The 14460-nt window shown below is 67.5% G+C and carries 7 protein-coding genes; 5 read left to right on the top strand and 2 right to left on the bottom strand.

Annotated features, from left to right (window positions below):
• Positions 1-339 precede the first annotated feature (339 nt).
• The 3 genes from WBB07_RS07005 (at position 340) to WBB07_RS07015 (ending at position 11500) form a co-directional block, all read left to right on the top strand.
• Positions 340-9594, top strand: coding sequence for a fatty acid synthase subunit beta domain-containing protein (locus WBB07_RS07005; protein ID WP_526306076.1), 9255 nt, complete (start codon positions 340-342; stop codon positions 9592-9594).
• A gap of 36 nt (positions 9595-9630) precedes the next feature.
• Complete coding sequence (acpS, locus tag WBB07_RS07010) at positions 9631-10023, top strand: holo-ACP synthase AcpS (protein WP_526306078.1); 393 nt, start codon at positions 9631-9633, stop codon at positions 10021-10023.
• 151 nt (positions 10024-10174) lie between these two features.
• The gene (locus WBB07_RS07015; protein ID WP_526306080.1) at positions 10175-11500 is read left to right on the top strand and encodes a dipeptidase; all 1326 of its coding nucleotides are present in this window, start codon (positions 10175-10177) and stop codon (positions 11498-11500) included.
• A gap of 103 nt (positions 11501-11603) precedes the next feature.
• Here the strand turns inward: WBB07_RS07015 and bcp are convergent, their stop codons facing one another.
• On the bottom strand, positions 11604-12077 hold the full coding sequence (gene bcp, locus WBB07_RS07020; RefSeq protein ID WP_526306082.1) for a thioredoxin-dependent thiol peroxidase: 474 nt from the start codon (positions 12075-12077) through the stop codon (positions 11604-11606).
• A 152-nt stretch (positions 12078-12229) separates the two neighbouring features.
• Between bcp and WBB07_RS07025 the strand changes: the two genes are divergently transcribed.
• A complete protein-coding gene (locus WBB07_RS07025) occupies positions 12230-12454 on the top strand; it encodes a DUF3618 domain-containing protein (protein ID WP_526306084.1) in 225 nt (74 codons plus the stop codon).
• A gap of 817 nt (positions 12455-13271) precedes the next feature.
• Complete coding sequence (locus tag WBB07_RS07030; RefSeq protein WP_526306086.1) at positions 13272-13727, top strand: hypothetical protein; 456 nt, start codon at positions 13272-13274, stop codon at positions 13725-13727.
• Positions 13728-13999: 272 nt separating this feature from the next.
• Here the strand turns inward: WBB07_RS07030 and WBB07_RS07035 are convergent, their stop codons facing one another.
• On the bottom strand, positions 14000-14458 hold the full coding sequence (locus WBB07_RS07035; RefSeq protein ID WP_526306088.1) for a MarR family winged helix-turn-helix transcriptional regulator: 459 nt from the start codon (positions 14456-14458) through the stop codon (positions 14000-14002).
• Positions 14459-14460: the final 2 nt, after the last annotated feature.

The following is a 14460-nucleotide window of genomic DNA, read 5'->3' on the forward strand; positions in this document are numbered from 1 at the left end:
AGCAGCCTGTTACCGGCGGCCTGGTTACTCGTGCGTAGAACTCGCCAGTAACCATCTTGCGCACAGAAATGCCCCACCTCCTTATGACACTCTTAGTGCAGTGGATTGCAGTCGAACGCCGCCCAGTCACGCGGACAACTTCGCGAGCGGCTTCGCCGAGCGCCGGGCCGGGGACGACTGCATCACGACGTGACAGGTCGATGGGGACCGCCAGCTGGAAGCCGAGAAGTACCTCCGCAGGGCAGCGCAGGTCCGAGACGTGAGAACAAGAGCCGCGACAACGATCAGGGGCCTGATCGAGTGTCGACCGACAAGTAGTACCAAGGGAGATACACCACTGTGACGATCTTCGAGCACGACAGAGTTGCTGATCACAACGGTTCCATCGACGCCAAAGGCAACGCTGCCGCGCACGCAAACTCCCACGCTCTGGTTGACCGCCTCTCCGAGGGCGAGCCGTACGCGGTCGCCTTCGGCGGTCAGGGCAGCGCCTGGCTGGAGACCCTCGAAGAGCTGGTGTCCTCGGCCGGGATCGAGTCCGATCTGGCCACGCTGGCCGGCGAGGCCGAACTCCTGCTCGAGCCCGTCGCCCAAGAGCTGGTCGTTGTCCGCCCGATCGGATTCGAACCCCTCCAGTGGGTGCGTGCCCTGGCCGCGGAGGAGCCCGTCCCCTCCGCCAAACAACTCACTTCGGCAGCGGTGTCGGTCCCGGGTGTGCTGCTGACCCAGATCGCCGCTGTGCGCGCGCTGGCGCGTCAGGGCATGGATCTGGCCGCTGTCCCCCCGGTCGCGGTTGTCGGTCACTCTCAGGGCGTGCTGGCCGTGGAAGCGCTGAAGGCCGGAGGCGCGCAGGACGTGCAGCTGCTGGCGCTGGCACAGCTGATCGGCGCGGCCGGCACGCTGGTCGCCCGGCGTCGCGGCATCTCGATCCTCGGTGACCGCCCGCCGATGGTCTCGGTGACCAATGCCGACCCCGAGCGGATCTACGCACTGCTCGACGAGTTCTCCCAGGATGTGCGCACCGTGTTGCCTCCGGTGCTGTCCATTCGCAACGGCCGCCGGTCCGTTGTCATCACCGGCACCCCGGAGCAGCTGTCCCGGTTCGAGCTGTATTGCCAGCAGATCGCCGACAAGGAAGAAGCCGAGCGCAAGAACAAGGTGCGCGGTGGCGCGGTGTTCAAGCCGGTCTTCGAGCCGGTGCAGGTGGAGGTTGGTTTCCACTCGCCGCGGCTGTCCGACGGCGTCGACCTGGTCGCCGACTGGGCCGCCAAGGTCGGGCTGGACGTCGAACAGGCCCGCAGCATGACCGAGTCCATCCTGGTCGATCAGGTGGACTGGGTCGAAGAGATCTCCGGAGTCAACGAGGCAGGTGCCCGCTGGATTCTGGATCTCGGCCCCGGCGACATCCTGACCAGGCTCACCGCTCCGGTGATCCGCGGCCTCGGCATCGGAATCGTCCCTGCGGCCACCCGTGGCGGCCAACGCAACCTGTTCACCATCGGTGCCGTCCCCGAGGTGGCCCGTCCCTGGACCAGCTACGCGCCGTCGGTGGTCACCCTGCCCGACGGCTCGGTGAAACTGTCGACGAAGTTCACCCGGCTCACCGGACGTTCGCCGATCCTGCTCGCCGGCATGACTCCGACGACCGTCGACGCCAAGATCGTGGCCGCGGCGGCCAACGCCGGCCACTGGGCCGAGCTCGCCGGTGGCGGCCAGGTCACCGAACAGATCTTCAATGACCGCCTCGAGGAACTGAAGTCGCTGCTCGAGCCGGGCCGGGCGATCCAGTTCAACTCGCTGTTCCTGGACCCCTACCTGTGGAAGCTCCAGGTCGGCGGAAAGCGTCTGGTGCAGCGGGCGCGGCAGTCGGGTGCGCCGATCGACGGCCTGGTGGTCACCGCAGGCATTCCGGACCTCGAAGAAGCTGTCGAGCTGATCGAAGAGCTGGGCACCGTCGGCATCAGCCACGTGGTGTTCAAGCCGGGCACCGTCGAGCAGATCCGCTCGGTCATCCGCATCGCGGCCGAGGTACCCACCAAACCCGTCATCGTCCACATCGAGGGCGGCCGCGCCGGTGGCCACCACTCGTGGGAGGACCTCGACGATCTCCTGCTGGCCACCTACTCGGAGCTCCGCGGCCGCGCCAACATCACCGTCTGCGCAGGCGGCGGAATCGGCACCCCCGAGCGGGCCGCCGAATACCTGGCAGGCCGGTGGTCGCTGCGCTACGGCTTCCCCCTGATGCCGGTTGACGGCATCCTGGTCGGCACCGCCGCCATGGCCACCCTGGAAGCAACCACCAGCCCCCAGGTCAAGCAGCTGCTGGTGGACACCAAGGGCACCGATCAGTGGGTGGGTGCAGGCAAGGCCCAGGGCGGCATGGCCTCCGGGCGCAGCCAGCTGGGCGCCGACATCCACGAGATCGACAACACCGCTTCGCGTTGCGGCAGGCTGCTCGACGATGTCGCCGGTGATGCAGATGCTGTCGCCGAGCGCCGCGACGAGATCATCGCGGCGATGGCCAACACCGCCAAGCCGTACTTCGGTGACGTCGCCGAGATGACCTACGAGACGTGGTTGCGCCGCTTCGTCGAGCTGGCCATCGGTGACGGCGATTCCACCGCTGACACCAAGACTGCCGACTCGCCGTGGCTGGATGTCACCTGGCGTGACCGGTTCACCGAGATGCTGCAGCGCGCCGAGGCCCGCCTCGATGCCCAGGATTTCGGTCCTATCGAAACCCTTTACGGTGCAACGGAAGCGGGGGAGGCCCTGCTGGAGAACCCGGATCAGGCGATCGCCGCGCTGCTGGCGCGGTTCCCGGACGCGGCCACGGTGAAGCTGCACCCGGCCGACGTGCCGTTCTTCGTGAGCCTGTGCAAGACCCCGGGCAAGCCGGTCAACTTCGTGCCGGTCATCGACAAGGACGTGCGCCGCTGGTGGCGCAGCGACTCGCTGTGGCAGGCCCACGACGCCCGTTACCCCGCCGACCAGGTGTGCATCATCCCGGGCACGGAAGCCGTCGCCGGTATCACCCGGGTCGACGAGCCGGTGGGCGAGCTGCTCGACCGTTTCGAGCAGGCCTCGATCGATGACGTGCTCGCGACCAATCCGGAAGCCGTGCAGGTGCTTTCGCGGCGCCGGCATCGCACCGACGTGACCGGCCCGTTGGCCGTCGTGCTCGATGCTCCCGACGTCCTGTGGGCGGGCCGGATCGCCACCAACCCGGTGCACCGGATCGCCGATCCTGCCGACTGGCAGGCGCACGACAACCGCTCGGCCATCCACCACGCCACGGGTGCGCGGCTGGAAGTCTCCAGCCACGGCGAACGTGTTGTGCTGAGTGTGCCGCTGTCGGGCACCTGGATCGAGATCGCCTTCACTCTGCCGTCTTCGACGGTCGACGGCGGCGCCCCGGTGGTCTCCACCGAGGACGCCACCTCCGCCATGCGTGCGGTGCTGGCCATCGCCGCCGGTGTCGACGGGCCGGAGGCCCTGCCGACTCCGGTCGACGGCGTTACCACCCTGACGGTGGATTGGGATCCCGAACGGGTCGCCGACCACACCGGTGTGACCGCGACCTTCGGCGCTCCGCTGGCACCCACTCTGACCGTCGTGCCCGACGCACTCGTCGGCCGCTGCTGGCCGGCGGTGTTCGCCGCGATCGGCTCTGCCGTCACCGACACCGGATTCCCGGTGGTCGAGGGTCTGCTGAGCCTGGTGCACCTGGACCATGCGGCCCACCTGATCTCGGCGCTGCCCACCGAACACGCCGAATTGGTAGTTGCTGCAACGGCTTCGGATGCCTACGACACCGAGGTGGGGCGCGTTGTCCCCGTCTCGGTCACTGTCTCGACAGTTGACGGGACCGTCCTGGCCACGCTGGAAGAGCGCTTTGCCATCCGTGGACGCACCGGTGCCGCCGAACTGACCGATCCGCTGCGTGCCGGTGGCGCGGTGTCCGACAACGAAACCGACACCCCGCGTCGCCGTCGTCGCGACATCACCCTGACTGCACCGGTGGACATGCGGCCGTTCGCCGTGGTCTCCGGTGACCACAACCCGATCCACACCGATCAGGCGGCAGCATTGCTGGCCGGCCTGGAATCGCCCATCGTGCATGGCATGTGGCTCTCGGCCGCGGCCCAGCACGTCGTCACCGCCACGGACGGCAAGCCCGTTCCGCCGGCCAAGCTGATCGGCTGGACCGCCCGCTTCCTGGGCATGGTCAAACCCGGTGCCGAGGTCGACTTCCGGGTGGACCGCATCGGCGTCGACCTCGGTGGCGAGGTGCTCGAGATCGCCGCCCGCATCGGTTCCGATCTGGTGATGTCGGCGACGGCACGGCTGGCCGCACCCAAGACCGTCTACGCCTTCCCCGGACAGGGCATCCAGTCCAAGGGCATGGGCATGGACGTCCGGGCCCGGTCCAAGGCGGCCCGCAAGATCTGGGACAAGGCAGACAAGTTCACCCGCGAGACCCTCGGGTTCTCGGTGCTGCACGTGGTGCGGGACAACCCGACCAGCCTGATCGCCTCCGGTGTGCACTACCACCACCCCGAAGGTGTGCTGTACCTGACGCAGTTCACCCAGGTAGCGATGGCGACCGTTGCCGCCGCCCAGGTGGCCGAGATGCGGGAGCAGGGTGCCTTCGTCGAAGGTGCCATCGCCTGCGGTCACTCCGTTGGTGAGTACACCGCGCTGGCATGTGTCTCCGGTGTCTACGAACTCGAGGCCTTGCTGGAGGTGGTGTTCCACCGCGGCTCGAAGATGCACGACATCGTGCCTCGCGACGCACAGGGCCGCTCCAACTACCGGCTCGCCGCGATCCGGCCCTCGCAGATCGACCTGCCGGACGCCGACGTCACCGACTGGGTGGCCGGAATCGCCGAGCGCACCGGTGAATTCCTGCAGATCGTGAACTACAACCTGCGGGGTTCGCAGTACGCCATCGCCGGAACCGTCCGTGGTCTGGAGGCGCTGGAGGAAGAGGTCGAGCGGCGCCGCGAGATTTCCGGCGGCAAGCGGTCGTTCATCCTGGTGCCCGGTATCGATGTGCCGTTCCACTCCAGCGTGCTGCGGGTCGGTGTCGACGACTTCCGTCGGGCCCTCGAGCGGGTCATGCCCGACGACAGCGACCCGGCTCTGATCGTCGGCCGCTACATCCCGAACCTGGTGCCGCGGCCGTTCACCCTGGATCGCGACTTCATCCAGGAGATCCGCGATCTGGTGCCCGCCGAGCCGCTCGACGAGATCCTCGCCGACTACGACACCTGGCGTAACGAGCGCCCGTCGGAGCTGATGCGCAAGATCGTCATCGAGCTGCTGGCCTGGCAGTTCGCCAGCCCGGTGCGTTGGATCGAGACCCAGGATCTGCTGTTCATCGAGGAAGCCGCCGGCGGCCTCGGTGTGGAGCGATTTGTCGAGATCGGTGTGAAGAACGCGCCGACCGTCGCCGGACTGGCCACCAACACCCTCAAGCTGGCCGAATATGCCCACAGCACAGTGGAAGTGCTCAACTCCGAGCGCGACGCCGCGGTGCTGTTCGCCAACGACGAGGACCCGGCGGGCGACCTGGATTCCGAGGTGGACGAGGCCCCGGCTGCGGCAGCGCCCGCCGCGGCAGCTCCCACCGCCCCCGCGGCCCCGGCCGCACCGGCGGCCCCCTCGGGTGGTCCCCGCCCGGACGACATCACGTTCGACGCGGCTGATGCCACCGTGGCGCTGATCGGGCTGTCGGCGAAGATGCGGCTGGACCAGATCGAGGCGCTGGACTCCATCGAGTCCATCACCGACGGCGCGTCCTCGCGGCGTAATCAGCTGCTTGTCGACCTGGGCTCCGAGCTGAACCTCGGTGCCATCGACGGGGCGGCCGAAGCCGACCTGGCTGCGCTCAAGGGGCAGGTGAGCAAGCTGGCGCGGACCTACAAACCGTTCGGCCCGGTGCTCTCCGATGCCATCAACGACCAGCTGCGGACGGTCTTCGGACCCTCCGGCAAGCGTCCTGCCTATATCGCCGAACGTGTCGGTAAGACATGGGAACTCGGGTCCGGCTGGGCCAAGCACGTCACCGTCGAGGTGGCACTGGGCACCCGTGAGGGCTCCAGTGTTCGTGGCGGCGCCCTGGGCGGTCTGCACGAGGGTGCGCTGGCAGATGCGGCCGCGGTGGACAAGGCCATCGACGCTGCGGTGCTGGCTGTCGGTGCCCGCAAGGGCATCCCGGTGTCGCTGCCCTCGGCCGGTGGTGCCGGCGGCGGTGGCGTCGTCGACTCGGCGGCCCTCGGTGAATTCGCCGACAAGGTCACCGGACCCGACGGTGTGCTGGCCTCGGCGGCACGCCTGGTGTTGGGGCAACTGGGCCTCGACAATCCGGTCACCGCTACCGACAACACCTCCGATGCAGAGCTGATCGACCTGGTCACCGCCGAACTCGGTTCGGACTGGCCGCGTCTGGTGGCGCCGTCGTTCGACGCCAAGAAGGCCGTCGTGCTCGACGACCGGTGGGCCAGTGCCCGTGAGGATCTGGTCAACCTGTGGCTGGCCGACGAGGACCAGATCGATGCCGATTGGCCGCATCTGTCCGAGCGCTTCGAAGGTGCCGGTCACGTTGTGGCCACCCAGGCCACGTGGTGGCAGGGCAAGGCGCTGGCGGTGGGCAAGCAGGTCCATGCGGCCCTGTTCGGCCGGATCGCCGCAGGTGCCGAGAACCCGGGCAGCGGTCGTTACGCCGATGAGGTGGCCGTGGTGACCGGCGCGTCGAAGGGCTCGATCGCCGCAGGTGTGGTGGGACAGCTGCTCGACGGCGGTGCCACTGTTATCGCCACGACGTCGCGGCTCGATGACAAGCGACTGGAGTTCTACAAGAAGCTGTACCGCGAGAATGCCCGCTGGGGCGCCAAGCTGTGGGTGCTGCCCGCGAACATGGCGTCGTACTCCGACATCGACGCGCTCGTCGCATGGGTCGGTAGTGAGCAGTCGGAAAGCCTCGGGCCCAAATCGATCCACCTCAAGGATGCGCTCACCCCGACGCTGCTGTTCCCGTTCGCGGCGCCGCGGGTGGCCGGTGACCTGTCCGAGGCCGGCTCGCGGGCCGAGATGGAGATGAAGGTCCTGTTGTGGGCCGTCCAGCGGCTCATCGGCGGGCTCTCCACCATCGGGGCCGAGCGTGACATCGCGTCGCGTCTGCACGTCGTGCTGCCCGGTTCGCCGAACCGCGGCATGTTCGGCGGTGACGGCGCCTACGGCGAGTCGAAGGCCTCTCTCGACGCGCTGGTGAACCGCTGGAGTGCCGAATCATCGTGGGCACAGCGAGTCACGTTGGCGCACGCCCTGATCGGCTGGACCAAGGGCACCGGGCTGATGGGTCACAACGACGCCATCGTCGGTGCGGTCGAAGAGGCCGGGGTCACCACGTACACCAACCAGGAGATGGCAGCGATGCTGCTGGATCTGTGCACTCCGGAATCCCGGGTGGCAGCAGCGGCCGCACCGGTGCAGGTGGATCTGACCGGTGGGCTCGGCGAGATCAAGCTCGACATGGCAGAGCTGGCCGCCAAGGCGCGTGAGCAGATGTCGTCGGAGGCGGCCTCGGACGACGAGGACGACCTCACGGGGACCATCTCGGCGCTGCCGTCGCCCCCGCGTCCGCACACGCCGGCGCCCGCGCCGGACTGGGCTCCGCTGGACATGGATCCGGCCGATCTGGTGGTCATCGTCAGCGGTGCCGAACTGGGCCCGTACGGCTCGTCGCGGACCCGTTTCGAGATGGAGGTCGAGGGCGAGCTGTCGGCCGCAGGCGTCCTGGAACTGGCCTGGACCACCGGGCTGATCAAGTGGGAAGACGATCCGAAGCCGGGCTGGTACGACACGGCCAACGGTGATCTGGTGCCCGAGTCCGAACTGGTGGAGCGCTACCACGACGCCGTGGTGGAGAAGTGCGGCATCCGCGAATTCGTCGCCGACGGTGCCATCGGTGCCGATCACGCGTCGCCGTTGCTGGTGTCGGTGTTCCTCGACAAGGACTTCAGCTTCGTGGTCTCCAGTGAGGCCGACGCCCGGGCGTTCGTGGAGGCCGATCCGGAACACACTGTGGTGCGGCCGGTTCCGGATTCCGGTGACTGGCAGGTTATTCGTAAGGCGGGCACCGAGGTTCGGGTGCCGCGCAAGACGAAGCTGTCGCGAACCGTTGGTGCCCAGATCCCCACCGGCTGGGACCCCACGGTGTGGGGCATCAGCCAGGACATGGCCAACTCGATCGACCGGGTGGCGCTGTGGAACATCGTCGCGACCGTCGACGCATTCCTGTCGGCCGGCTTCAGCCCGGCCGAGCTGATGCGCTGGGTGCACCCGAGCCTGGTGGCGAGCACGCAGGGCACCGGTATGGGTGGCATGACCTCGATGCAGACCATGTACCACGGCAACTTGCTGGGCCGGAACAAGCCGAACGACATCCTGCAGGAAGTCCTGCCGAACGTTGTTGCCGCACACGTCATCCAGTCGTACGTGGGTAGCTACGGCTCGATGGTCCACCCGGTCGGCGCCTGCGCCACCGCGGCGGTGTCCGTCGAGGAGGGCGTCGACAAGATCAAGCTCGGCAAGGCCGAACTGGTGGTCACCGGCGGCTTCGACGATCTGACGCTGGAAGCCGTCATCGGCTTCGGTGACATGGCGGCCACCGCCGACACCGAGGTGATGCGGGCCAAGGGCATCAGCGACTCGAAGTTCTCCCGTGCCAACGACCGACGCCGGCTCGGCTTCCTCGAGGCCCAGGGTGGTGGCACCATCCTGCTGGCCCGCGGCGACCTGGCGGTCAAGATGGGTCTGCCGGTGCTGGCGGTTGTCGGCTACGCGCAGAGCTTCGCCGACGGCGTGCACACCTCGATCCCGGCTCCGGGCCTCGGAGCACTGGGTGCCGGTCGTGGCGGCAAGGACTCCGTGCTGGCGCGTTCGCTGGCCAAGTTGGGGGTGGGCGCCGACGACATCTCGGTGATCTACAAGCACGACACCTCGACACTGGCCAACGATCCCAACGAGACCGAGCTGCACGAGCGGCTCGCCGACTCGATGGGACGCTCCGAAGGCGCACCGCTGTTCATCGTCAGCCAGAAGACGCTGACCGGCCACGCCAAGGGCGGTGCCGCGGTGTTCCAGATGATGGGCCTGTGCCAGGTCCTGCGTGACGGCGTGATCCCGCCGAACCGCAGCCTGGATTGTGTCGACGACGAGCTGGCCACCTCCGGACACTTCGTGTGGCCGCGGGAGGCCCTGCGTCTCGGGGAGAAGTTCCCGCTCAAGGCCGGTCTGGTGACCAGCCTCGGGTTCGGGCACGTCTCGGGTCTGATCGCGCTGGTGCATCCGGCGGCGTTCCTGGCGACCCTCTCGCCTGCCGAGAAGGAGACCTACCTCGCCCAGGCTCAGGAGCGCACGTTGGCGGGCAAGCGCCGGCTGGCCTCGGCCATTGCCGGCGGGCGTCCGATGTTCGAGCGTCCCGCCGACCGCCGGTTCGATCACGACGGTGCGGAGAAGCCGCAGGAAGCCGCGATGCTGCTCAATCCGGCCTCGCGTCTGGGCGACAACGACATCTACATCAGGTGACGGGTCGATGATCGGTGATCCGTTAGGGTGCTCTGCGTGGCGATAGTCGGAGTCGGAATCGATGTGGTGTCCATCCCCGATTTCGCAGAGCAGGTCGATCAGCCCGGGACAGCGTTCGCCGAGACATTCACACCAGGGGAGCGCCGCGACGCCGCCGACAAGAGTTCGGTGGCGGCGCGGCACCTGGCGGCACGCTGGGCGGCCAAGGAGGCCGTGATCAAGGCCTGGTCGGGATCGCGGTTCGCGCAGCGGCCGGTGCTACCGGAGGCGATCCACCGCGATATCGAGGTGGTGACCGACATGTGGGGCCGCCCCAAGGTCCGGCTCACCGGCTCGATCGCCGAGCACCTGGCGGACGTGACCATCCACGTGTCGCTGACCCATGAAGGCGACACCGCTGCGGCCGTCGCCATCCTGGAGACCTCCTAGCGCCAGCGCGCAAGCACCAGCGCGCGCCTTTGTACGCCGCAGTTGTGGCCGAGCAGACGCAAACCCGGGTGATTCGGTCTCCGATCACCCGAGTTTCTGTCTGCTCGCGAGCCGGGGCGGCCCCCTGCTCGCCGGGGTCTAACCTCGTGGCATGACTGATCTCGCCGCACGCGTCCAGGAAGTCCTGCCATCGGTCCGCAAGGATCTCGAGGATCTGGTGCGCATCGAGTCGGTGTGGGCTGACCCGAGCCGCCGCGACGAGGTGCAGCGCAGCGCGCGGGCCGTGGCCGACCTGTTCACCGGGGTTGGGTTCGACGACGTCCGCATTGTCAGCGAAGGCGGCGCACCCGCGGTGATAGCCCGCTATCCGGCACCGGCGGGCGCGCCGACCGTCCTGCTGTACGCCCACCACGATGTGCAGCCGGAAGGTGATCCAGCGCAATGGGATTCGCCGCCATTCGAACCGACTGAGCGCAACGGCCGACTCTACGGCCGCGGCACCGCCGACGACAAAGCCGGAATTGCCACGCATCTGGCCGCCATGCGGGCTTTCGACGGGAAGCCGCCTGTCGGAGTCACCGTGTTCGTCGAAGGTGAAGAGGAGTCCGGGTCACCGTCGTTGAGCCAGCTGCTCGAGGTGCACAAGGACCTGCTGGCCGCCGACGTCATCGTCATCGCCGACTCCGACAACTGGAGCACCGAGATCCCGTCGCTGACCGTGTCGCTTCGTGGCCTGGCCGACTGCGTCGTCGAAGTCGAGACGTTGGACCACGGTCTGCATTCCGGCATGTGGGGGGGTGTGGTGCCCGACGCGATCTCGGCGCTGGTGCGGCTGCTGGCCAGCTTGCACGATGACGACGGCAACGTCGCGGTGGCCGGCTTACATGAAGGAACGGCCAGCGAGGTCGACTACACCGCCGAACGGGTGCGCGCTGATACCGGCCTGCTCGACGGAGTACAGGAGATCGGTTCGGGGTCGGTGCCGCAACGACTCTGGGCGAAACCGGCGATCACGGTGATCGGGATCGACACCACTTCCGTTGCCTCGTCATCGAATACCTTGATCCCGCGGGCCCGGGCCAAGGTGAGCATGCGGGTGGCTCCGGGCGGCGACGCGGCGGCTCACCTGGCTGCGTTGCGGCGGCACCTCGAAGCCCACGCGCCGTGGGGCGCCAAGGTGACGGTGACCGAGGGTGATCTCGGTCAGCCGTACGCGATCGATGCCAGTGGCCCGGTGTACGACGCCGCCCGGGCCGCCTTCCGACAAGCGTGGGGGACCGACGCCGTCGACACCGGTGTCGGCGGGTCGATCCCGTTCATCGCGGAGTTCGCCGCCGCTTTCCCGGCGGCCACCATCCTGGTCACCGGCGTCGAGGACCCGAACACCCAGGCGCACAGCATCAACGAGAGCCTGCACCTGGGAGTGCTGGAGCGGGCGGCGACCTCCGAGGCGCTGCTGCTGGCGGCGCTGGCCTGATTGCCCGCCTCCTCAGCTGGGCTCGTGCCTCGCCCCGTATCGTCGCGCGGCGCTGGCCTGATTGCCCGCCTCCTCAGCTGGGCTCGTGCCTCGCCCCGTATCGCTAGATCGACAGATCCCGGCGCAGTTTGGCGACGTGGCCAGTGGCCTTGACGTTGTACTGGGCGACCTCGATCTTGCCCTGCTCGTCGACCACAAACGTCGAGCGGATCACGCCCTGGACGATCTTGCCGTACAGCTTTTTCTCCCCGAACGCGCCCCAGGCCGTCAGCACTTCCTTGCTGGGGTCTGACAGCAGCGGGAACGTCAGCTCCTCGGTGTCGCGGAACTTCGCCAGCTTCTCCGGCTTGTCCGGGGAGATCCCCACGACCGCGAGTCCGGCGTCGTTCAGTGGAGCGAGGCTGTCACGGAAGTCGCAGGCTTGTTTGGTGCAGCCCGGGGTCGATGCGGCTGGGTAGAAGTACACGATCACCTTGCGACCCTTGAAGTCCGCCAGATTGACGGTGTTGCCGTCGGCGTCGGGCAGGCTGAAAGCGGGAGCTTGGTCGCCCACCTGCAGTCGGGTTGTTTCGGTCACCTGGAGTTCCTCCTGTGGTGTCAATAGAACGTGAAGTGCCCGGCTGAACTAGGGTAGTGCGACGGGGTGATGACCCCCGCGACGAGATCCCCGAAGGCGGGGAGCCAGTGCCGGCGGTGCGCCGTTCAGCCGGCCGGAGGAAGCGAGGAACCGTGCCAGACCGCGATCCAGAGGAGATCCGGAAGGACATCGACGAGGCCCGTGATCGGCTGGCCAGCACCGTCGACGCCCTCACTGTGCGCGCGAACCCGACCCGGCTCGCCGAGGATGCGAAGGCGCGGGTGCTGGCGTTTGCCACCAAACCGGCCGTGATGGCGTCGCTGGCCGGTGTCGGCCTGGTGGCGGTGGTGTTGATCATCCGGCGCGCGCGCCGCTGACCCGGTTCGCCGTCAGCGGCGCCGGAACCAGCCGAAGCTGAACATCGGTTTCGGCGGGGTGGCCTGCATGCCCAGGCGGCTGCAGTTGCGCACCATCACCTGCGTCGACGGCGATAGCGGAGTTACATCGTTGTCGACTGTGAGACCGGGTGCGCAAATCCGGTTGGGTGGTACCAAACCCCACATCGGCGAACACCTCTTTTGGTAATTCATGCGACTGATCGCGCGGTTGTAGCTAACCCGATGGTAACAGTCGCTTCCAGAGTTCGGCATTTGAAGCTGCGCTTTTGTGAAAATCTGCGGCGTTCTCAGGGCATCTGGTAACGGTGGTAGGTCTTCGTCAGTGCCATCGGCTGATGGCGCGCAGCATATATTGACGTGCACGTCGGTATGGATGGACTAGGGGGACTGGCTCCGGACTAGGGCAAATAGTTCGATGTAGCTCGATCCCTCGGGGCCGCGCCGCATTGCGACTCGTCACGATGGTCCGGCCCGTCCATGCGACCGCGGCCCTGGGCTCTCAGCAATTGTCGGTCAGGTGCGGGCTGGGGTGGCCGTCGCAGCGCGGCGCCCGCGGAGACCGCGTTGAGCCTGCGGTAGTAGGGGAAGCCGGGATCGAGTTCGGCAACGCCGACCGCAAGAATGGCGCCGCGCCCCTCGGGTAACTACTTGTTGGAAACCAACGGCAGTTGTAACGACAAAGCCCTATTTGACCTGCTCAAAGGTCGGACTTGAATTGAGCTCGCTTTGCTGGTGGGGTCGCCCATAGGGTGGCTTGACGGGGCCGGGCAATGGAAATGTCGGGGGGCATTCAGTCATGGCAAAAGCATGGTCGGCGACAAATCCCGGTCAGCTGTTGTTGTCTGGGTCGGCTGTCGCCGCGGGCATCGCCGGTATTGCGGTGGCAGGCTGGACTGCCGCAGCAATCGCGACCATGAGCGAGAGCGTCCCACCGCCGATCGACCTCCGGCTGGTTTCCGACGAAACGAGTCTTCGGAACTCGGTCGGTGACCAACTCTGGTACCTCCGACATGAGGGAAGTCGGACTTCCAGTGGCATCGCGTATACCGGTTCTGCTGTCATCCCAGGACCGGTCCTTCCGCCGACGTTCGGTCCAGGCGGCTGGTTGATCGGCGACGGACTGGACGTACTCGAGATCGACCCGACCTGCACGGTGGACTGCCGCGGTGTGAATGCCGGCCTGTTGTTCGGCAACGGCCGGGCGGGTGCGTTCGGAGGTGTATGGCGGCCGAGCCGGATTGGTCTTCGGTAATGGCGGCGACAGCACCGTCGCCGGAGTCGCCGGTGGTGACGGCGGTAATGGCGGATTCGGAGAAGCTGACAACGCGGTGAATGGCAAGGGCGGTGCCGGCGGGGCGGGCGGTCAGGGTGGCAGCGGCGGGAGTTCTGGACATTCCGGTGCGCCCGGGGAGCCCGCAGGGTCCTGACCGGGAGGCTGCGAGGTGCCGGGGCCTCGTCCACAGCTCGACGCGACAGGGAAGGGCTACCCGATCTGGGCGGCCTGGGACCACCGGTGATGAGAGATCAGGTTGTCGCGCTGTTGTCATCGCGCAGGGACTGGGTCATCTTCTGCAGGATCCGGAACGCGCTTGCCTGCTCGCTGTTGGACAAGCCGGCCAGCATTCTCGCCTCGACGCCCCGGACCGCCGCAGACGCCTTCTCGAGGCTTTGTCGGCCGCGGGAAGTGAGGCGCGTGGGTAGAGCCCGCCCGACGGGTGCCGCCGCAGGTCTGGTGACATAGTCGTCCTGCTCCAGGGACTGCAGCAGCACGTTCATCGTCTGCCGTGTCACGAACGCGCCCCGTGCGAGCTCGGAGTTCGACAGGCCGGGTCGTTGAGCCAGCAACTCGAGGCAGGCGTAGTGCGTCACGTTCATCCCGAGCGGTCGCAGTACCTCTTCCATGGCTGCCCGCAATGCGCTCGACGTTTCTTTCAGCAGGTACCCCATAGAGGTTTCCAGGTCGACGCCGCCGCCTTGACTCATGT

The sequence above is a fragment of the Mycobacterium sp. genome, from assembly GCF_049647605.1.
In the GTDB taxonomy this organism is placed as follows: Bacteria; Actinomycetota; Actinomycetes; order Mycobacteriales; family Mycobacteriaceae; genus Mycobacterium.